The 22,604-nt window shown below is 46.9% G+C and carries 15 protein-coding genes; 6 read left to right on the top strand and 9 right to left on the bottom strand.

Annotated features, from left to right (window positions below; genetic code table 11):
- Window positions 1–39: 39 nt before the first annotated feature.
- The 3 genes from GA520_RS07165 to GA520_RS07155 are packed head-to-tail and all read left to right on the top strand — an operon-like array spanning window position 40 to window position 2,919.
- Entirely contained in the window at window positions 40–1,038 is a 999-nt protein-coding gene (locus GA520_RS07165) for a C4-dicarboxylate TRAP transporter substrate-binding protein (RefSeq protein WP_163339455.1), read from the top strand.
- A gap of 57 nt (window positions 1,039–1,095) precedes the next feature.
- A complete protein-coding gene (locus GA520_RS07160; RefSeq protein WP_163339454.1) occupies window positions 1,096–1,605 on the top strand; it encodes a TRAP transporter small permease in 510 nt (169 codons plus the stop codon).
- A 33-nt stretch (window positions 1,606–1,638) separates the two neighbouring features.
- Entirely contained in the window at window positions 1,639–2,919 is a 1,281-nt protein-coding gene (locus tag GA520_RS07155; RefSeq protein ID WP_163339453.1) for a TRAP transporter large permease, read from the top strand.
- 11 nt (window positions 2,920–2,930) lie between these two features.
- On the opposite strand, the gene GA520_RS07150 is transcribed toward GA520_RS07155, so the two are convergent.
- The 6 genes from GA520_RS07150 to GA520_RS07125 all read right to left on the bottom strand — a co-directional run bounded on the left by GA520_RS07150 (window position 2,931) and on the right by GA520_RS07125 (window position 11,131).
- The gene (locus GA520_RS07150) at window positions 2,931–4,985 is read right to left on the bottom strand and encodes an AsmA family protein (protein ID WP_163339452.1); all 2,055 of its coding nucleotides are present in this window, start codon (window positions 4,983–4,985) and stop codon (window positions 2,931–2,933) included.
- 84 nt (window positions 4,986–5,069) lie between these two features.
- Entirely contained in the window at window positions 5,070–6,128 is a 1,059-nt protein-coding gene (locus tag GA520_RS07145) for a DUF2955 domain-containing protein (protein ID WP_163339451.1), read from the bottom strand.
- Between the two features lie 10 nt (window positions 6,129–6,138).
- On the bottom strand, window positions 6,139–7,284 hold the full coding sequence (locus GA520_RS07140; protein ID WP_163339450.1) for an HlyD family secretion protein: 1,146 nt from the start codon (window positions 7,282–7,284) through the stop codon (window positions 6,139–6,141).
- On the bottom strand, window positions 7,284–8,825 hold the full coding sequence (locus GA520_RS07135) for an efflux transporter outer membrane subunit (RefSeq protein ID WP_205749337.1): 1,542 nt from the start codon (window positions 8,823–8,825) through the stop codon (window positions 7,284–7,286). Before GA520_RS07135 ends, GA520_RS07140 begins: the two co-directional genes overlap by 1 nt.
- 258 nt (window positions 8,826–9,083) lie before the next feature.
- Window positions 9,084–10,127 (bottom strand): glucosaminidase domain-containing protein, encoded by a 1,044-nt coding sequence (locus GA520_RS07130; RefSeq protein WP_163339449.1) that lies wholly within the window; start codon window positions 10,125–10,127, stop codon window positions 9,084–9,086.
- Between the two features lie 17 nt (window positions 10,128–10,144).
- Window positions 10,145–11,131, bottom strand: a complete 987-nt coding sequence (locus tag GA520_RS07125) for a polysaccharide deacetylase family protein (protein WP_163339448.1) — start codon at window positions 11,129–11,131, stop codon at window positions 10,145–10,147.
- A gap of 440 nt (window positions 11,132–11,571) precedes the next feature.
- Between GA520_RS07125 and lpxC the strand changes: the two genes are divergently transcribed.
- The gene (gene lpxC, locus GA520_RS07120; protein ID WP_163339447.1) at window positions 11,572–12,897 is read left to right on the top strand and encodes a UDP-3-O-acyl-N-acetylglucosamine deacetylase; all 1,326 of its coding nucleotides are present in this window, start codon (window positions 11,572–11,574) and stop codon (window positions 12,895–12,897) included.
- A gap of 234 nt (window positions 12,898–13,131) precedes the next feature.
- Here the strand turns inward: lpxC and GA520_RS07115 are convergent, their stop codons facing one another.
- Entirely contained in the window at window positions 13,132–15,297 is a 2,166-nt protein-coding gene (locus GA520_RS07115) for an acetyl-CoA hydrolase/transferase C-terminal domain-containing protein (RefSeq protein WP_163339446.1), read from the bottom strand.
- 754 nt (window positions 15,298–16,051) lie between these two features.
- On the opposite strand from GA520_RS07115, the gene GA520_RS07110 reads away from it, so the two are divergent.
- Window positions 16,052–16,771 carry an enoyl-CoA hydratase/isomerase family protein gene (locus GA520_RS07110; RefSeq protein ID WP_163339445.1) on the top strand — a complete coding sequence of 240 codons (720 nt, stop codon included), beginning with the start codon at window positions 16,052–16,054 and terminating at the stop codon, window positions 16,769–16,771.
- A 378-nt stretch (window positions 16,772–17,149) separates the two neighbouring features.
- Window positions 17,150–19,453, top strand: a complete 2,304-nt coding sequence (locus tag GA520_RS07105) for a DNA topoisomerase 3 (RefSeq protein WP_163339444.1) — start codon at window positions 17,150–17,152, stop codon at window positions 19,451–19,453.
- Window positions 19,454–19,519: 66 nt separating this feature from the next.
- On the opposite strand, the gene GA520_RS07100 is transcribed toward GA520_RS07105, so the two are convergent.
- Window positions 19,520–21,109 carry a SpoIIE family protein phosphatase gene (locus GA520_RS07100; protein ID WP_163339443.1) on the bottom strand — a complete coding sequence of 530 codons (1,590 nt, stop codon included), beginning with the start codon at window positions 21,107–21,109 and terminating at the stop codon, window positions 19,520–19,522.
- A 28-nt stretch (window positions 21,110–21,137) separates the two neighbouring features.
- Complete coding sequence (locus GA520_RS07095; protein WP_163339442.1) at window positions 21,138–22,526, bottom strand: FAD-binding oxidoreductase; 1,389 nt, start codon at window positions 22,524–22,526, stop codon at window positions 21,138–21,140.
- Window positions 22,527–22,604: the final 78 nt, after the last annotated feature.

The following is a 22,604-nucleotide window of genomic DNA, read 5'->3' as shown; positions in this document are numbered from 1 at the left end:
TACAACCTAAAAGCAAAACAACACAACAAGGAGAGCAGTATGAACATCAGGAAAACCTTTTCTGTCCTTTTTGCAGGCGCCATCCTGTCCATGGGTACCCAGAGCATGGCAGCCGACGACTTCAAACTGAAACTGCGCTTAAGCCACGTGTTCAGTCCGGCAGAGCAACTCACCAAATCCATGGATATGGTTGCAGAGTCTATCCTGGAGAAGACTGGTGGAGCAATCAACATCCAGACGTTCCCCCAGGCACAGCTTCCCGCCTATAAGGAAGGGGTTGAGCAGGTTGTGCGCGGGGCCAATTTCATCTCGGTTGAAGATCCTTCTTTCATCGGCGATTATGTACCGGACTTTAAAGCACTCTATGCACCGATGCTGTATCGCAGCTTCGATGAGTATGTTGCCCTCACCAAAACACAGCTTGTCAAAGATATGCAGGCCAAGGCCGAGGAACAGGGTATAAAGATCCTCGCACTTGATTATATCTATGGTTTCAGGAACCTGATCACCCAGAAGGTCATCACCACTCCCGCCGACCTCAAAGGTATGAAGATCAGAACCCCCGGCTCAAAGTCCTATATCGACACCCTGTCCGCCATGGGTGCGGTTGCAACTCCACTGCCTTGGGGTGAAACCCTTTCCGCCGTTCAACAGGGTGTTGTAGATGGGCTCGAAGGCTCTGAATTCACCAATATCGGAACCAAGGTTTATGAAGGACCGACTAAAAATGTTGCTAACACCCGCCACATCCTCGGTACCTGTGGCGTGTATATCTCCACCAAAGTCTGGGATTCAATTCCACCGAAATACCAGGCAATTGTCCAGGAGGAGTTCACGAAGGGAGCAAACCACATGGTAGAACTCCTCAAGTCCCAGCATGGTGGTGTTGTGAAGGAGCTTGAGTCCTACGGCGTGAAATTCAACGAGGTGGACGGTGACGCTTTCCGCAGCGCTTTGGCACCGCTTTACGGCGAGCAGGAAGGTATGACTCCAGGCATTTTTCAGGCGATTTTCAAAGAACTTGACGCCATGAGATAAAAAGATCTACCGATACACGGAAGGGGCTCCCCTTCCGTGTATCTTCCTAAATGAACGATGTCTACTACACCTAAACAAATACTCAGCAACCTTGACCTGGTTATCAGCGGATTTTTCCTCTGTATCACCGTTCTTGTTGTTATCGTCAACGTAACACTCAGATATGCTTTTCACGGTGGAATCTACTGGGCTGAAGAAGTGTCAACAACCAGTTTCATCTGGAGTGTTTTCGTCGGTTCCGCTGCGGCATACCGGTATAAAATGCATATCGGTATCGATTTTATAACACGAATTGGCCCGACACCCTTGCGAGCACTCATTGCTGTGTTAATCGATTGCCTGATGCTTGCTATCAACGGATATATCGTCTATCTCAGCATCCTGTTTATCCAGGCAAACCGTTTAAAACGAACCCCGGTACTTGATATTCCGGCACTCTACGTCAATCTGGCCTTAACCGTTGGTTTCACCCTGATGACCGTGTATGCCCTCTACTTCCTTTACCGGGATTTTCGAAAACTAGTCGGTTGGCAAAAACAAGAGCAAACCGGCATCGATTTTATATAGCCAGAAGGCCTCACAACTTACTTAAATAAAGCCATGTCAACATTCCCCGTTATCATCGTAATGGTGCTTTATTTCACCAGTATCCCTATTGCTTTTGCCCTTTTGGCTGCTGCTCTTGCCTATTTCACATTCGGCGATGTCGGCACCCCGCCGGATCTGATACTACAGAAATTTATCACCTCAACCTCCTCTTTTCCGCTGCTGGCTGTGCCGTTCTTCATAATGGCCGGTGAAATCATGAACTACTCCGGGATAAGCAAAAATCTCATGAAAATGGCTGACGTGCTGACCGGCCATCTACGTGGTGGGCTTGCCCAGGTTAATGTCCTGCTCTCCACCTTAATGGGAGGCATTTCAGGTTCGGCCAATGCCGATGCGGCAATGCAATCAAAGATTCTGGTACCCCAGATGACGAAGCATGGCTACAGCGCCCCCTTTGCAACTGCCATTACAGCTGCCTCTTCAGCCATTGCACCGGTTATTCCACCGGGCATCAACCTCATTATTTATGCCTTGATTGCCCAGGTATCAGTGGCAAAGATGTTTATCGGCGGATATACACCGGGAATTCTGATGTGTTTTGGCTTAATGATGACCGTTCATCTCATCGCCAAGAAAAGGGATTATCGACCTTCACGAGATAAAATGGCCTCGCCAGGCGAGATTTTCAAACAGCTCAAAGAGTCGATTTGGGGCCTGCTCCTGCCTTTTGGAATCATCTTCGGCATTCGGTTCGGTATTTTTACTCCTACTGAAGCCGGTGCCATGGCGGTATTGTTCTGTATAATCATCGGGGTATTTCTCTATAAAGAACTTAAATGGGAGCACCTGCCCATCATCTTAAAGAATACCGTTCTGTCCACCAGTTCGGTTATGCTGATAATAATTGCGGCCTCCGTCTTTGGCCAGTACATGAGCTGGGAACGCATCCCACATCAGCTGACCAGGAGTATCCTCGCTATTTCAGATTCACCGTGGATTATCCTGGTGGTTATCAATCTCCTTCTGCTCGTCCTCGGTATGTTTCTTGAGGGGGGAGCGCTGCTGATTATTGTTGCGCCTCTTCTGGTACCGCTGATGAAGGTCATGGGAATAGACCTGATTCACTTTGGCCTGATCATGATTGTCAACATCATGATCGGCGGGATAACACCACCTTTTGGCTCCATGATGTTTACCACTTGCGCCATAACAGGGGTGAGGGTTGGACAATTTGTCCTGGAAATCTGGCCGTTCATCGTGGCCTTATTGATTGTCCTCGTTGTGGTAACCTATATGCCTTCAGTGGTGATGTTTTTACCGAACCTTTTATAGAACCGGATGACTCATTTCTGACAGAGAGGGACGACGATCTCCTCCCGTCCTTCCGCCCCAAGTTGCATGGTGCATGCATCGCTTCCATCGGCCGGTATTTTTGACTTAAATATCCGTTGAATTGGGGTCGATATTGGACTGGCTACAAATTTTATTGCCGTACCGACGATCTGTCCGCCTCCCAGCCCGAATTTAATATCGGAAAACGATCCATGAACCTCAAGAGGTGTGGCCAGGCTAAAAAACTCTGGCCTTTTTGCCCTCGGTTTCACGTTTACATCTATTCGTTCATTTTTAAAGTTAACAGCCCCATCAGCACAGATCCTTATCTTATCTGTATCAATGAAAAATGCATCTGACTGAAGAAGCCCATCTGTTGCAGACCATCTACCTACAGCACAATTGAGTCGGGATTTTTTCTTTTCTGCATTCGAAACAATTGCAGCAACCAGATTTACGGCCCAGAGATCGATTATTCCCGCTTCAAAATTTTCAAGTTCACCTGAAAAGTCAAAATACCCGTTCCCGTTTTCAAGGAGTTCGTTCATGGTGGCTGCATTAGAATGAAGATCGATATCAAGATTGATCAAGCCACCCATTTTCGAATCCGGCTTTACCCGATGTGCCAGAATTCCGATGTTAAAGTTTTTCATGAGCACTTTCAAGTCTGCGTCAGACTTTTCTATACCTGGTTTGATTGATGCCATCATCTCGATTTTCCCTCCCGGCAATCGGAACATGAGAGGGTCAACTTTTAGTCGACCATCATGAACCAAAGCCCTTAAAAGGCCTCCACCGAGGTCATCATCCCCTGATACAACCTTGTCGGCTTCAATGAGGAGAGAACACTCATATTGGGTCAGGAAATCTCTTATCAGACTTTCGTTATACGTCGAAATTGGAGGCTCTTTCGTTTTTCTATTTTCTTTTATTTTTGAGAAGTCGACGGTTTCCTCTTCATCAACTTTGACAGTATCCACCGGTTCCCCCAGCCAACTCCAGTTATCGAACACAAAATCGTCAATCTGAACCAGCGGGGAATGCAGTTGAACATCAATTGAAGTTGTATCAGGGGAAACCAGTATCCTGGCAGTTCCTTCAAGACTGCTTTCCCCTGTTTGAATATGCAATCGGTGCAACTCATAATCATCAGGACGTAGTTGCACGCCGGTATCAAGTCTGTACCTAGCGAAAGGTGGAAGGTCAATTTGCAAAAGGTCATTGAGACTTGCGAGATTATCTCCCTGCACAGTTGTCTGCAGAAACAGGGATTTGGTGGCCGTGGCTAAATCTACATTACTGGTGAAGTTTAGGGTGGTTTCGGCAATTTCCACCTGCATTTCCATCCATGAGGTGTTGTGAAGAAGCAACTCCTCAAGTGAGCCTACGGTAATATTCATGGAGTAATCAAAACCGAGGGAAGTTCCATCAATATCCAGATGCAAGGGGTTACCCGGGAGCATCTTACCGAGGCAGTGCTCCAGTTGAAAACGTGCCGGTTTTTCTAAATCAGGATGGTGGAAGCTAACATCAAGATCCTGTAGATCGAGGTTGCGCAACACCAGTGTATCACTGGCGAGTCCTGACCTTCTTTCAGATGAATTGGGCAGATGTGTTAATTCGGGGCCGCTGGATTGTTTCTTTTGTGTTTCGCTGCTGGAACCAGAAATCCAGTTAACATTTCCATCTGCAGTTTCTTCCAGGGTTACATGAAGTCCCTGAACCTGAAACTCACTAATGTGAATTTTCCTTTTTAATAAGGGTAACAGGTCAAGCTGGATTCTAATGAGATCCATGGACAGGAAGTTCGCTGTTTGAAACCCTTCAGGATTTTCAATGAGTACTCCTTTGACAGTAAAATAGGGGGAAAGCGATGTTGAGACGGTAACACTATCCTCGATTTTTACAGTACGGTTAATAGCTTGACTGAGAGCTATTTCCACCGGTTCCCTGAAAGGTGTCAGATCAAGTGGGATCTTCAGGAAAATCACTACAGCTACTGCCAGGACTATGAGGAATAAAAGGCTTACAACCATTTTAATAAGCCAGCGTAATAGTGTCCTCATGAAGGTCTCCGTAAAGTAGAAAGAAAGCGAACTAACTTCGACAAGATGGATTTCAAGTGCCTCGAAAGACGACTCTGAATGCAATTATTTACCAAGCGTACCGGCGAGTAGTTTTTTGTAGAGTTTTTGCAGGCTCCATGTGCGCGGTCGGGAAAACCTCTCAATGACTACCAGGGCAGCGAGAGTAAAGATTCCTGCAAACAGAACCTGGGTTATACGTACATAAAAATTTGTGGTGGCGAGCTTGTCGACGCCGGTCGAACTGCCGAGCAACACAAGGAAGGTGGTAAACCCGGAACTAAAAGCAGCGGCAGAAGCGGATCCACTATAGATTTTACCGGTGAACAAGAGGGAATACAAAAACACAAGGGCTATGAGAAAAGGATAGGCAGGCACCGCAACAAGCAGATTAAAAGCGATGATTATAGCGATCCCTCCGATGCAGGTCGCTGTCGCATTGGCCTTCATGACCACCAGTGATGCATTGGTGGTTGGTGTTCCAGCCATAAAACAGATATAGATCATTGCGAGGGCATGCTGTGCTAGGTTAAAGGCAAAGAAAAGAAGTACCGCACTCAAAGCCACGACCGTACTCACCAAGGCCAGTCGGACCCTCTCGGCCTCCTCAACGGCTGGTGGTATAGGTTTTGTAGAAGGCGTACAGGTTTCTGAGTAGGCTGCCAGACTATCCGGGAGGAGATTGTGGAACAACCAGGCGAAGACAAGACCGAGTCCCATATTCACCAGGAGGTAAAAAGCCACCACATGGGCCATCGCAATACCTGAAAAACTCATAATCGGAATCATAGTGATGGCCAGGGTCATGAACAAAACGGCCATGGGAGGCGCTGCAGGGGTGTCGTGATAATAGATATAGAAAAACAGCACGCCGTAGAGGGGTATACACAGTAACGGGTACTGCAGGAAAAACTCAGCTATTACAATGCCGACCAGCAGTGAAAACCCAAGCCGCAGCAGGAGTTGCACAGCCATTTTCCCACCGATCCATACCGGCATCACCAGAAATATAAATGTAATAATCGGTGTTATGAAAAAGAGCATCCAGGCGTATCCGTAACTTACAGCCACGGCCACGGTAACGCCTGTACTCAGACGGAGTATGCGAATCAACTGAGTAGTCATTTTCCTGCTATCAATAGAGGTGGGATAGCAGGCTGATTATCCGTATCCATAACCTGCCGAGACTATTAAGCAGCACGTTGTCACCCGTATAGATAATCACGTTCGCCTGACCACCGACGCGTTTGAACGACCTGGACGCATCATCGGTAAAGCGAACGAGGACCGGAATATGCTGGGCCTGACGAAGCCAGCCCTGTGTCGGTTGGACGGTTGTCAGCCCTCCAAGGGTGTTCCCCACATTATCAGAAACACCGTAGCCGACGCTGAGCACTTCTCCATTAAACACACGCCCGGGAGCGGCATCCAAAACGATCTCAACCCTATTACCCTGACGAATATTTACGAGACAGTTTTCCCGCAAGTCGGCCTGAATCCAGACAGACCTGGTTGAAATAAAGGTCATCAGGGGAGAACCCGCCGTCGCATAATGCCCGACATCGATAGTCAGGTTGGTGATAATCCCGTCTGAAGGGGCACGAATGGAACTCCTGGTCAGATCCAGCTGAGCTGATTCAAGTGCGGCAAACGCAGACTTTATCTTTGCATTCTCCTCTCCGACCTGACCGAGTTGGCTCCTGGCTTTCTCAAGTTCTGAACGGGCACTGGCCAGTTTTGCCTGGCTGGCTGCAATTTTGGACCGTGCATCATCTGCACGGGATACCGATGCCGCCCCCTTCTTAGAGAGCTTGATGATACGCTCACCTTTAATCTTGGCATTCTGAAGGTTTGCCTCGGCTTCCGTTACCTTAGCCTGGGCAGTTGTGACAGAAGAGACATCAGCCTTTGAGGTCTGCGTAGCCATCTGAAGATCGGCCTGGGCACGTTTAACCCCCAATTCATATTTGGTTGAATCAACAACAGCCAGGACCTGGTTATTCGACACTATCTGGTTATTTTCAACATTTACCTCGGTAAGCGGACCGGATACCTGAGATACAATCGGGACAACATAGGCCTCGATACGTCCGTTACTGGTATAGGGTGTAAATTTATCAGCAAGCAGGTGGCCAACGAAAATGACCAGACACAAAACCACAACCAGGCCTGTCCATTTTTTTACAGGATTCCCCCCGAGTCCCATACTATTTACTGCTGTTGCACCCTGCCTTTCAGGTTTCTGATCCGGCTCATGCTGCATTTTGTTCTGAGCTGACATTACTCTTCTCCGCCTGGTTTTTCTGAGGTAGGGAGCAACCCTCCCCAATCGGTTCGCTGCGACATCTGTTCACGGGTTATGGCTGGCAGGTATGGTTGTTTCAGATACGTTTTCCAACCACCACCAAAGGCCTTGTACAGCCCAATGGCTGAGGTGGCTATTTGGCCTTTGATCTGGGCGTATTGATCCTCTCTCAGCGTAAGAGACCTGGTCGAGTCGAGAACCCTCAGATAATCTGCAAGCCCTTCCTCATACTGCAGCAGAGACAGTTCTGTTGACTTTTTCGAAGTCGCAACGGCCTGGCGCACCAATTCCGCCTCCTGAAAGGTTCGCGAAAAAGTCTGGATGGCGTCTTCCACCTCCCTCGCAGCGTTTAATACACTGTTTTGATAATTGAGGATAGTTTGTTGATATCTGGCATCCTGCACACGAACCTGATTTTTCAAGCGACCGTAATTTAAAACGTTCCATGTGAAAGCAGGCCCAAAACTATAGGAAAAACTGTTTGAATCGAAAATATCACCGAGACTGTTTTCGCCGATATCTGTCGCACTCCAGCCAACCGAGCCGAAAAGGGTAAAACTGGGAAACAGTTCTGACCTGGAAATACCTATCTGTGCGCTCTGGGCAGCTGCCTGCATCTCTGCACGACGCACATCCGGACGACGGCGAAGCAGCTCAGCTGGCATTGCCATTGCAATAGATGAGCCCATTTCAGGGATAGCACCACCGGTTTGAAGATCTGGTTCAATTTCTTCGGGTAACTTCCCGAGTAGAACAGCCAAACTATTTTTATAGGTTGAGAGGGCTGCCTGTAAATTGGGAATAGTCGCCAGTGTACTTGAAAGTAATGTTTTGGCCTGGAGAACATCCAGCTCTGTAACAACGCCTGCCTCAAACTGCAGTATCACGAGTTGTAACGTATTTTGCTGCAGCTCCGTATTCTTTTGGGCCAGAGCTATTCGTTCCTGCAGGGTACGGATAGTGACATAGCTCCTGGCAACTTCCGCAGTCAGGCTGACCAGCACATCGTCGTAATCATAGATTGATGCTAACAGGTTTGCATCTGCCGACTCGACTGAGCGACGGAACTTCCCCCAAAAATCCATTTCCCAGCCGACATCAAAACCAACCAAGGCCGCATTGTAGTAACGATCAGCAGCCGGAGCTGTGCTACCAATGGTAAAGAGATCACCACTCATCGTTTGTGACTGCGGGTAGAGGTTTCCCTTTACTGTTGCCAGTTGTGCCCTGGCTTCAACTATACGGAGTCCGGCACTCTGGAGGGTGAGGTTTTCCCTGTAAGCGATAAGTATGAGCTCGTCAAGTACAGGATCATTGAACTGTTTCCACCACTCCAGGGATTCCTCCAGTGAGGGCTTATGGAAAAGCCGAGAATCTGTATCACCCCACTCTTTGGGTATTTTAGCTTCAGGAGTCGTAAAGTCGGGACCGAGTTTTGTGCATCCATTCAATCCAAACATGCAGATAATGAGCATGCTTGGAAACAGTGTTTTTATAACCTGTATTATTTTACCCATAAATCCTGTGAGCTATTTATTGATCGGCTATGGACACATCTGCTTCCCCCTCCTCCACCAACGACATGAAAAGAGTGTAGCGGACTGCCACGATGACTGCACCTAAAAAATACCATCATTAATGCATCAACACTACGCCTATAAGAAGTGATTTCAAGATTCTGTCACACAGCCACAACCAGTGAGTACCAGGTCAGAAACAGAATCGTGGGGAGGGAATCAGCAAAACTCATTACCCAAAAAATAACAGGAGCAGGATTACTCTACCCTCCCGAGTATTTCTTTAACAATGCGGTCCAACTCTCCTGAGGTTCTCAGCTCTTTGATCCTCATCTCCGCATCCTCTTTATTTTCAGGAGCTACACCAACGGTGAGAGTGACGGGTTCTGTTCTTAAGTGGGCGTTATCAACTACCTCGAGCCCATTGGCTGTTATGATGTTTTTCAGGGTGGAAACGTACTCTTCTCCTTTTTCTGAGTAGTTCAGAAGAGTCTCACACAACTCAAGCCCCCTAGGTTCTTTCCCCTGCTTTTTGAAAGATGCACGTTTATCCCGAAGGGGTTTATAGGCACTGTGAGTATTAAGGTTATACATATAGCTTCTGACTGAATCGAAAGGCCATTTATACGAAGCTACACCATAGTTCCCCTTAGAGGCCCGCTGCTCTTTAGGCTTCATTCCCTGTCCTGAATAGGTCCACTGACCGAAAAGAGCGTTCCCCTCTCGTGCAAAACGTGACGTGCCATAACCACTTTCATATGCTGCCTGCCCGAGGGCAAGTGCCGGCGGTATCGTGTCAACTCTTTCCATGAGCTGCACCACCACATCTTTTAGATTTTCTTCCTCAACGCCGTAACGTTCTGCCAGGTCTGATACCCGTTGCTGTTGCTTTTCGTTCACCTCAGCGCCTGCTTCCAACAGCGCCCCTGCTTCCTCAACGTCTGCTCTCTCTTTCAAAATCAATTCGTTGGACAACAAAACCATTGGTACAATGCTTCGGTAAAACAGTTCTTTTTTCAACCCCACATCAATGCTTTTAGATTCTGTTGCCCAGCGGCCGCTGGCTACAGCTAGTATTATCCTCGGAACCTCAAGATCCTGGGCATGGCTGGATTCTCCCCAGAATTTTCTACTCTTAAAATGCTCGATAATTTCCGTTATCCCTCCTTCATGTATAAGAATTTCATACCCTTCCCCCTTATCGGATATGCCGGACGAAACACGAGGAAAAAAGAAACTACCGAGAAATAGAACAGTAAAAAGCGTAAGAAACCGGAAACCACTGAATCGTAAAAGTGTCATATCCTGCCTCATTAACATTATGGTTGAGCAGGTCGAATCCACTGATGACTGAACCAGTAATATCGACTGTTTTCGGTACTTGGTGCTGTACAGTTATATCGGGACCTGCCGGCTGGGAGGTCCTCGGGTGCCTGGATGGTGAACTTTCGGCCCGCTTCTTTCCAGGCAACAGTCACTGGTTGGCCGTTATAGAAGCACCTCAGCTGATCGAGTTCCATATCTACCGGTTTGAGGATTAACGTCAACCCTGGTCTTCTTTCAACGGTTTGCGGATCAACTGGATCCTGCTGAACAACCGGCATAGGAAGGGCTAACGCCTTCACCTTGAATGCGGACATATCAGCAAAGGCTTCAGCGACAGGAAAACGTGGCAAAGCCTCTCTGTCAGCTAAAGGCCCAACCACCCCGGAGTGTTGACCAAAAGCGGTAAACCCCAGCTCCTTTACGATAGCCATCAACTCAAGATTATATTCACCATATGGATATGCAAAAAAGGGAGGTGCCTCATCAAGCTCCTCAATTAGCCTTTTTTGCGCCTCTTCGAGGTCCCATCTTATCCTTTCTGCCCAGACCAGTGCGGTCTCCCCATCCTTTTTCCTGACCAGGTAATCATGGTTCAGACTATGATTTGCAAAGGTGACGCCATTATCATGCATCTCCCTTATTTGAGGCCAGTCCATATACGCCTTCACTCCACGGTCTATATCTCCTGGGCAAATAAAGACAGTAAAAGGATACCCCCTCGACTGAAGTCGTGGATAAGCAACATCATAAACCGATTGATACGCATCATCTATGGTAATCGCTATTGCTTTGTCAGGCAGGATGGTACCGTTATCCAGAGCATGGATTATGGCCTCAAGCGGTACAACCTTAAACTCATTTTCTTCTATGAAACGAAGTTGCTCTTCAAACTGATCAATTCTGATGTTGGTACTGGGATACTTGCCTTCCCCAAAACGATGATACATAAAGACGGCTGCGTGGGGTGAGGTGCTTTGCACTCTTGACTCAGCTATACAGCAAAGCGGGTGAAATAACAGTGCTGTGATCAAAACCGTCAAAAGGCGTACCATATGCATCACTCATTTATTTTCTGGCGGGGGGAAAATTGGCAGCAAGTTCCAATCTCAGGCGTACTTGTATTAAACCTTATTCTTCAAAAAAATATAAGTGGCGTTCCTGGTGCAATCGTTTTTCTGTTCATATCCAGGAACAAATCTATCATGAGACAGACAAAAGAACCGCCCCCTACAGCAGAGAAACAAAACTCATAATAACAAAACATTAGCATAGCATGCCTACATTCCAAGCTATTGAATGAGCCCCCAGGAAACTGGAAAAAAATAGACCAGCCCAAAGATCATCACAGCACACTCTTGTAAAATCACTTATGATGGGTATCTTGAGAATCAATTTTAAATTATATTCCGGTTTAGAAAATATGAATCCAATTTGTATTGTAGACGATCAACCTCATATCTGCTCCACGGTTTCCGGCATCCTGACAGACGAAGGATATAAGGCCATTGTATTTCAGGATGCAGAAAGTTTCTGGCAGAGCCTCGACTCTATGGAGCCGTCTCTGGTATTACTCGACATATGGCTCCCTGGAGTAGACGGGTTGGAACTTCTCAAGCGGCTGCATGGCCGATTTCCCAAACTCCCTGTCATCATGATGAGCGGACATGCAGGTATTGAGACCGCAGTTACCGCTATCAAGGCCGGAGCCTACGATTTCATGGAAAAACCACTTCACCTGGAAGTGTTACTTGAGAAAGTGGAATCCGTGGTGAAGCACCCACCTGTACGTAACGGCTTGATCTTTCCTGCTGCCCTGGGACCAGAAACCGCCGATCATGAATCATTACGTCTCGCTGATACGGTAGAAGTCGTCGAATCTTCTGAACCTCAACGTACCATTGGAGAGAATATCGTTCTCAACGGCTTTGGGCTATTGAGTGGTCGGAACACAGGTATTATATTATGCCCTCTCGGGGCGAATGAAGGTATCGTTTTTCAAACCCTTGATGGTAAAACCATCCCCGGGCATATCACCTCCCTCGAGAATTTTTCTCAAATCGACCCGTCGAAAATATTTTCTGCAAATTCAACCACTCTGCAAAACGGCAGACAACAGGTCCGTACTGTTGAACACCTTATGGCAACCTTTTCCATACACGGCATAACCAATATCCTCATAAAGGTTGATGATGAGATACCGAACATAGACGGTTCGGCCAAGGATTTTAATGACCTTATAACCAAAGTCGGCATAGTGGAACAGAGGGCACCCGCAAAAATAGCTGCTATCAGGAAGAAAATAGGCGTTGGCAAGGAAGAGAATAGTGAAAAACATCTCTATGCAGAGCCGTTTGAAGGATTCGAGATAGTAATGAGGGTGGATTATCCCGAGCCTATAGGTGTACAGGTTTTCACTTTCAATCCTGAGACTGACTCTTTTGCAGAGGAAATAGCCCCTGCCCGATCATTTAACACCTTTGAAAATATTGAAATAGCCCAGAGGCTTGGCAAGGTTGGCAGTGGCTACCTCAATTCCCATATCATCATGCACGAAGGCAAGGTCATCAATACAGAGCTCCGTTATCCAGATGAATTCGTACGCCACAAGATACTGGATTTAATCGGTGACCTCTACTTGCTAGGCTTCCCCATCAGGGGGCGAATTACCGCCAATATGACGTCCCATGGTTATAACCAGGCCCTGGTCGAACGCCTGCACCAGGCAATCCAGTGCAATTTTGTTTAATTTAATCAAGTCAAATTCGTGTGAATAACTCTGATCCGGTGATTGAGCAAAGCGTTCAAATTACTTGCGGATTTCCTTGCAATCCTGATGAGTTCAGTGATGCAATTCGAAAGCGAGCGGCATTTGAAAGTCACAGGTGTCCCCAGGAAAAGAGATTTTCACAAAATCCCTGCGAGTCAAAATTGGCTGAGTCTGAAGCCACCTGTTAGTATACGTTAGAAGAAGGTTATGCCGCTATATCTTACCATTGGCTCTCATGGCCGAGAGCACAACCTTTTGCAGTATCTTTTCCTTTCCGAGTTTAGGCTTATCAAGTTGCATTCTTCTCAAATACGATTTTGCGCACTGTGGGACAGGTTTAAAAAGCTCTGTAATGAGGTCCTTGATGATTGCTGCTTTATTCTTTACAGCCAAGAGTTTTAATGAGCCGCCAATAGCTATCTCATCTGCTGTCAGATCTGTTCCAAAGGGAAAAGGCGTAAAGTGACCATCGTCTTTGAATGGCTTAAGCAGCGATTCAATTTTCTGAGGATAGTTTTGTTTATACTCCGGGGCGAGTTCAAAATCGGGAGCCAGTTTTCCATGACGCTTAGCTTCCCGTATTAGCTCATTCTGAAAACGTGAATCTGTAATTTTTAACATTTCCTCAATGACTTTTGAGTCCGGCTTTCCCCTGACATCGGCAATACCATACTCTGTCACGATTATGTCCCTGAGGTGTTTCGGAATTGATGTATGTCCATAGGAATACACAATATTGGATTTAACCTTTTTACCGCACATTCTCGTACTACGTATCATCATTACCAGCCTGGCATCGGGCAGGGCATGGGCCATTGAAACAAAATTATATTGCCCGCCTATACCGCTAACCACCCGCCCGCACTCGAGAGTATCTGAGGTAATGGCGCCGAAAACATTGGCCATCATTCCGGCATTCACAAAACGCCCGTCTTTTCTTTGCAGTGAGCGGAGTTCTTCATCGCCGTAGAGCTGGTTAACTTTTTCTACACCGGACATGCCAAACAGCTTTCTCTCTTCTTCACTCATGGAGTTCAGCGCTTCATAGAAAGCACGGGGACCTATGAAAAACGCACCGAGTATAACCCTGCCCTCTTTTAGTTCATTACCGAGAAGGGTCTTTATTACCGTAAGATTTTCCGGACGGGTGAAATCTGTAGATATTTTAGTCGTGCCATCAATGATAAAACCATCTTTAAACTGCAACCCTTCTTTTAAAATACCGAACTCAGACAGCATCGTAAAATCCTTGGCTGTCAGACGGGGTTGTATCCCCTCGATTTCTATCAGGAGTTCGATAATATCTGACGGTATTTCCTCGGGAGTGAGTTTCCCTGCATTCATCAACTTCATAAGAGGTATACTGTCATAAACTTTACGTTTCAGTACACCGCTTTTATAGAGCTGATAAAAGGCGTCGACAAACATTTCCGACGAACCATAAAGCCCTTGACCAAATGTTCCGGTCCCCCCGATTTTATCTATCAGGTTGCTATATTTACCGCTTATTCCAACAGCTCCTAACGCCCTGTTATAACTTTCATTTTCCCGCTGACGCATGTTCAATCCTGCGGCAATGGCATCCCCGAGAGCACCGATTCCAACCTGAAGCGTTCCGCCATCTTTGACCAGGGCGCTGACATGAAGACCAATGGCATAGTCCTTCAGGGATACAGAATCTTTTGGAGGGCCAAACAGGGGATAGTTGAATTCCGCGCCCTGAAGGATCAGGTCATACTGGTCCTCCTGAATTATCGCATCACCATACATAAACGGCAGCTGTGTATTCGCCTCGCCAATAATCGCAACTTTTTTGCCTTTTTGCCTCTGTTTATGCAGCTCCTTTATAGCGTCGATGCAAATATCGGTGTTACAGCCCATGGAGTACGCCATCTTGCCGTCTACTTCACGACACGAGATAAGCTGGCCAAATACATTGCAGCCAAAATCAAGAGCATCGCGGATCACATGGGTATAATTTGAACTCAGGTGGTTTCTCTGCGCTTCCGGAGTGCCCATATACCCTCCGGCTTTACTGAAAAACTCATAAACTTTTACATTTTCCGGGAGATTGCCTGATCTGAAATCATGCATATAATCAAACTCTGGTGTCCCTTCGAATATTCGCTCGACAAGAGGTTCCATAAATCGTTTTTCAATCTCGTTTTTGACCCTTGGTCTTTCCAGGGCAAGGGCTGTCACGATGTTCAACCTGATTGTCGAGTCCTCTTTTGCTCTTTTGTACAACTCATTGATGAAGAGAACCGGCTTCCCGAGTGCCAGGGTCATGGCAAAACTGATATCTTTCCCCATATAGTCCAACACATCATCAACACTTTTCTGCACATCCTTATAGATAATACCGGTTTTTCCGTTCATCGCTGCTCTCCTGCCACTTATGCTATTGTCATATGATTCATATATTTATCGGAATATTGAGACCTCAGGAAGCACTCTATTCGTTGTGGTATTTATTGATTAAAGGAAGATAAGAGTCCTCTCGTTTGAACGAGGAGTCTGGTGTAAATGAATTCTCCCTTCCGGGTTTTGGACTTACGGGACGAAACGGAAACCTGGTTTCCAAATGCAGCCGAGCAAAATCGCCTATGTAGATGCTGAGTAGCGCAGGCATCGGCAGATGAGAGTTGTTTTTTGTTGCTGAATTCCATAATGAGACCCTTCTTGCTGAATAAGATCATTTTGAAAATCGAGTTGAGCAATACTAATCCAAGTGAAGCCGTCGTTCAAGGTTAATGTTTACGTAAACATCAACCGACAAACATTGCACGTTTTCCATCCCAGCACTAATAATATAATTGCCAGCACGCAAATGTACGGCTTGAACATCCACCACTCAAACATGATTGTTTGCATGAAAAGTCGTATATATCGATCTCTCCTCCTGCCAAAACACTATGAGAGCACGTCCATATAGCACAACAACAGGGTTTTATAGACTTCAACAAGTATACAACACTTATTCTTTCAACCTTCGTTACTAAGCACTCCACAAATCATCTTCAGATCAAGGTGGTAAGCACAAAAACTCGTAGTTGTCCCTTAGCAATTATGGTAAGAATATATTCATAACGCATACGTTAACGTGAATTAAAATCATACCAAGGAGCTTAAAATGGAAATCGTTCGATGGGAAAAACAAAAAAATATAGCCGTGGTAACGATGTGCAACGGGGCCAATCGACAAAATCTGGAATTTGCCGGGCAGATGAATCAATGCCTAGACCAAATCCTCATGGAAGAGTCTCTTCAATCCATCGTGTTGACGTCTTCTGATGAAAAGAACTTTTCCCAGGGGATTGATGTAGAATGGTTGACCGAGCGATTTGCAAAACAGGATTTCAACACTATCAAAACCTTCATGTATGAAATGAACACGGTTTTTAAACGCCTTCTTCTTATGCCATTGCCGGTCGTTGCAGCTATCAATGGTCACGCTTTTGGAAATGGAGCAATTATATCATGTGCCTGTGATTTTCGATTCATGACAAAAGATAAAGGGTTTTTCTGCTTTCCGGAAGTTGATGTCAACATCCCTTTCCTACCTGGCATGATTGCCTTTGTTGAAAAAGCAGTCCCTGAACCTCTTTTTAACGAAATGCTGCTTTCAGGAAAACGGGTAACCGCACCGGAACTTGAACATCATAATGTGATTGTCAGTGCCAGTGAGAATCGGGCAGAACTTTTGGCACAAGCCATGGAATATGCCGGAACCTTTACCAAGCCACGTCCGATATTCGGTGAATTAAAAAAACGTAAACACAAGGAGATCATTCGAGTCATTGAAGAAGAAGATCCTGAATTTATCGAACCACTCAATCTAATGATGAAATAGAAGCATACAAGATACAAAGTTTATTCATCTTTTTTACTGCTTAAATTACAAGTTACTGCCTGCCCCCGGAGTATTGGGTACAAATGTGTTGTATCCTGTGTTACGACCATAGCCTTTGGAAATGAACACCCTCCCGCGCATGGGAAAAGGCAACGATTATTTCAGATTTCGTCACGTTTGCATATCATACATTTATCACATTGCCTAAATAGTAAGAGATAGTGTAAATATAACCGCCTTATGAGAAATTAATGATCTGAAAGTCAAAGTTTGCTGCTCCTGGGCGATGATGGCGCATGGAGCCAATAACCGTTATTGATCAGCAACGATACGCATCTGAGATCAGAGTATAATCACTATTCGTAACTTGCTTTTTCTATGACCACTCTCTTAATTGCCGAGAAACCTTCTGTTGCCCGGGATCTTGCCAAATATCTTGGTATTACCCGTCAGGGAGACGGCTTTATCAACTGTAAACAGGACGTCGTCTGCACCTGGTGCGTCGGTCACATCCTCGAACAGGCCCAGCCACATGTTTATGACGAGAAATATAGACAATGGCGGGCGGAGGATTTACCCATAATTCCGGATAAATGGATAAAGGAACCCATTGCACGAACACAAAAGCAGTTAATCATTATCCGCAACCTGCTCAAAAATGCTACAGACGTCATCAATGCCGGTGATCCCGAAAGAGAGGGGCAACTGATCGTCGATGAGGTCCTCGATTTCCTTGAATACACCGGACCTGCCAAACGACTTTGGATATCGGCTCTCGATGAACGGACCATTGCAAAAGGATTTCAGAAGTTGCGAAATAACCAGGAATTCCTCAATATCAAAAATGCGGCTATTTGCAGGGCAAATGCGGACTGGCTTGTAGGCCTGAACGTTACCCGGGGACTCACCCTCGCCGCCGGAACCAGGGGCACGGTTCTCTCAGCGGGGAGAGTACAGACACCGACACTTTCCCTGGTCGTCGATCGAGACCGGGAGATTGAGGATTTTGTCAAAAAACCGTATTGGCTACTCAAAGCAACGATTAACCATCAGAACGGGAATTTTATCGCGACCTGGGAACCCGGAGAACTTGCACGGGGAGTTGACCCGGAAGGACGCCTCGTCGACGAAAAAACAGCAAACGACCTTATAGAACGCCTGACAGGCAACTCCGGAATTATCAAAAGTCGGAAACAGACTCTAAAGAAAAAGAGCCCTCCGCTTCCTTTTATGCTTTCTGACCTACAGAAAAAAGCTGAAGATAAATTTGGGTATTCCCCGAAGCGCACCCTGGAAATTGGTCAGGGGCTGTATGAAAAAAAGAAGTGTCTCACGTACATGAGAACCGAGTGCCGATACCTGCCGGATGAGATGCACGAGGATGCTCCGCGAGTTCTGGCCACCCTTGTCAAACAAGGTTTTGCCGGTGCCGACAAAGCCGACCCGTCGCTGTGCTCACCTGCATGGAACACTAAAAAGCAGGGGGCGGAAGCTCATCATGGCATTATTCCCACAGAAGTGGTCCCACGGGACCTAACTGAGGACGAACAAAATATCTACAAACTGGTAGCCAACCGGTTTTTAAAGCAGTTTTTCCCTGACTATCAATATTACTCGACCAATATACTGGTCGAATGTCTTGATGAACATTGGCAGGCCAAGGGGATTACGGTCAAAGATCCCGGCTGGATGGAACTCAATGACCAGCAGACAAAAGATAAACCCTTACCCGAGGTTAAAAAAGGTGATCCAGCGACAATAGAGAAAATAGATAAAGATCAGAAATTCACCAAACCGCCATCACGCTTTACTGAAGCATCCCTGCAAGTGGCCATGACCGAAGTCCATAAATATGTTGATGATCCGGTCATCAAGGCCAGATTAAAAGAAAATTCAGGAATAGGCACCCCTGCGACCAGGACCAATATTATCGCTGAATTACAGAGACGAGAGTATCTCTATAAAAAGGGGAAAGCCCTCATTTCCACCGAGCGGGGTCGAGAGCTAATCGACAAAATGCATCCTACCCTGAAATCTCCAGGTATGACTGCAATCTGGGAGGACGCCCTGGACAGGGTGTGTGAAGGCGATCTTGGTAAAAATGACTTTTTGGAGGAACTCACAAGGCGCATGGCCAAAATGGTTCAATATGCCTTAGCAACCCGGTTCTCAGAGATCATCACCGGCAAACGCTACCCCTGTCCTCTCTGCAAGGGCTACCTCTTTCGGATGGAATCCAAAAAAGCCAAAGGAAAATTTTTCTGGGTCTGTTCCAACGGCAGAGAAACAGATTGCCCTCCCAGATCAGACAATAATGGCGCTCCGGGTGCCGCATTTTCAGAGCGTCCTACCTCCGGTCCGCCCTGCCCAGAATGCAAGGATGGCTTTCTGATGCGATTGGAAAGTAACAATAGACCCGGTTATTATTTCTGGGCCTGCTCAACAGGAAAGGAGAAAGGTTGCCCACTCCTGCTTGATGAGAACGGTAAACCGGGAAGACCCATGATCGATCCGAACGCGCCCAAAGCGCCTTGCCCTCACGAGGATTGCAAGGAACAGATTACACGCATTCAATCGATGAAAAATCCCTCTTTCTTTTACTGGAAATGCCCAAATCAAAAGCACAAGCTGTTACAGGATGATAACGGAAAACCCGGGAGAGAATTAGAGTTTAGAAAATGATCTGACAGCCCCATGGCAAGAATGAAGCATAGTTAGACCGGCAGAGAACAGGCAGACCAGACACTATCAGACAACCTTTATCAAGACCATCGTCAGGTCATCCTGAATAATTGCCTGTGCCATAAACTCCTCATGCTCAGTCATTATTTCGTGAAGTATCTGTTCTGCACTGTTAGCTGCAGCCCGGCGAATTATATGTTGCATGCGCTCCTTCCCAAACATCTCGCCTTGATCATTTACTGACTCCCATATTCCATCCGTCGCTAAGGCGATGATCTGGCCGCGAACCAAGCCATTGGAGAGCTGCGTCCTGTATACATAATCCCGATCAATCCCCAGGGCCAGACCAGGCCCTTTAAGCTCTGAAAATGTGTCACAAGCCGGGTCGTATAGAATGGCAGGGTCATGACCGGCCCGTACCCACTCAAGAGTATGGGTTTCCCTCTTGATTATGAGATAGAACATACTCATAAATCTCCCGGAATCGTACATGTCTGACACCAGGTGTTGATTCAGAGAGGTTATAATCTCCTCTGGAGTCTCTGCTTGTGCGGCACAAACCTTCAGATAGCTCCTGGCACTCGACATCAATAGTGCAGAGTCCACCCCGTGACCTGTAATATCCCCTATGGCTACAGCAACACCCTGTTCGGAAGCCGCAACCGGGAAATAATCATAGTAATCCCCTCCCACTTCGTCACACGATATGCTTGTACCCGAAATATCCAGCCCTTTAACGACGGGAGCCGCCAAAGGCAGTAATCCTTTCTGCACCTCTGCTGCCAGCTTCAGCGCCCTCTTCTGGGAGGAGAGATCGCTAACAAAAGCCGTTATCCCCAGAAACTCACCCTGACCGGATAGTAACGGACTGGCATGGACCAGCAGCGGTATACGTTGCCCGTCTTCCTTCTTCAGCTCGCATTCAAACTCCTGCTGGGTGTAGGCTCCCGCGTTCACATCGCCCTTATCGCTGCAATAGACCCGATAAAGCGATACAATTTCTTCCGGTATACGTCCCAGAAGAAAGTTCCTATGACTCCCCACAAGTCGCTCGTAGGCGACATTGAGATCCACAATCACAAAAGAACTATCCAGAAGAAGAAAACCTTCAGCCGCAGTTTCCACGATCAGCCGGTGTTTCTCCTCACTTTTCTTCAGTTTCTCCTCAATGAGCTTTTTCTCGTGGACATCAATGACAATGCCTTGATGGTACCTTAGACCCGTTACCTTATCTTCATACACAGAGGTACGATCTTCGATCCAGCGCACCTCTCCTTTTTTGGTGACGATACGATAGTACTGATTATAGGTATCGATGCCCTGATTTGTATAATCCTGAATCTCTTTCAGTGTTCGTGGCGAGTCTTCGGGATAAACAAGATCCCGAAACATAACCTTGCTGTTAAGAAAATCTTCCGCCTGATAGCCAAATCGGGAGATGTTGGGTGAAACATAGGTCATTTTGCGCTGCTTGGGATCATCAGCTGCCAGGCGACGAAACATAATCGCATCGCTGTTTCCAATGATCAGCTCTGCCAATTGAAGTGTCTGCAGGCTATCCGGTACACCCCGGCACTGTTTAAGCTGCTCTCTAAGCAGTGATAGTTCACCTTCCAGAGCCTCAATTCTCTGCTGCTGACCTAAATGCTTTTTCACCCACACCCTCCCACTGTTATCTACAATTTCAGGTTGATGGCTCGATATTCTGGTTCATTTGAAAAAGATTTTCAGGATCATATCTATCCTTCACCTCTACCAGCCTGCTCCAGACCTCCTCGGAGTACGCATCACGCACCCTTCCCTTGCCCTCATCACTGAGAAAATTCACATAGACACCGTGGGCATAACGATTGGTGGCATCATGAAAGTTACGAGCCCAGGCCATGCACCTTTCATCATCACCTTTCTCCTGCCATCGTGTATGTATATTCAGGACAAAAGGTGTTGATCGGTGCACAAAAGCCGTTTTATCAGCAGCAACCCGGCTCGGAGCCCCTTCCATATGGGGGATGAATATCTCGCATTCATCAGTGGGTAAACGCTCTGCGTAATGCAGGATCTCTTTAATACAATCCGGGGAGAGTGATTTCAGGTGATGTGATTTCCAGTAATTCCTTGCCCCATGGGATACCAGGCCGTCGAATCCGGACTGCCATGCTGTCCACGGTGACATGCCATAAAACATCCCGTGTGATTCCGTTGCCTCAATAATCGGTTGAAGCAGTTTCTCGCCTTGACCTTGGTCACCGAGATAGACAAACGGTACAAGCACCACCAATTGACCATGCACGTCCTCTGGTAAAAACGGAAGAGGTGGCGCTTTACGCAACACCATCCACACAGTCATTTCGTCAGGCATCGTGCGAACGTATTCCTGATGAAAGGTGAGATACTCTTCAGCATTTTCAAACTTTTTGGCAATAATCCCCGAGAACACCTCCTGGCCGATGGGGGCGCATCGAAACAGAAACGATGTAACGATGCCAAAATTACCGCCGCCCCCCCTGACGCCCCAAAAGAGATCCGGGTTTTCTGTTTCACTGGCCACCACCAACTCCCCATTAGCAGTTACAACTTCAGCAGAAAGTAAATTATCAACAGATAACCCGTATTTTCTGCTAATCCAGCCAAACCCGCCACCTAAGGCGAGCCCTCCGACACCGGTATGTGAGACGATTCCAGCCGATACTGCCAGTCCGTAAAGTTGGGTCTCATAATCGACATCACCAAGCAGTGCGCCTCCATCGACCCTCGCTGTATTATTCTCTTTATCAACATTCACCCTCCGCATAAGAGAGAGATCGATGATAATTCCACCGTCACACGTCGCTTTACCCGCCGAATTATGTCCTCCTCCTTTCACCGCAACAAGCAGTTTATTCTCCCGACTAAAATTAACTGCCTCTATGATGTCACTGGTGGCAACACAACGCGCTATTACAAGCGGTCGTTTGTCGAACATCCCATTCCAGACCTGACGGGCCTCTTCATAACCGTCATCACCTTCCACTAAAACCACGCCACGGAAACGTTCTCGTAACAGATCTATCTGAGCAAGCTTATTATCAGCCATACTTCACCTCCGATATCCAGAAAACCACTGGATCAGGTTAAACAACAGGTCTCGCACGACCGGTTGACCCATACGGCT

Source organism: Desulfopila sp. IMCC35008 (assembly GCF_010646885.2).
In the GTDB taxonomy this organism is placed as follows: Bacteria; Desulfobacterota; Desulfobulbia; order Desulfobulbales; family Desulfocapsaceae; genus Desulfopila.
This window is presented reverse-complemented; position numbering and strand designations above follow the sequence as displayed.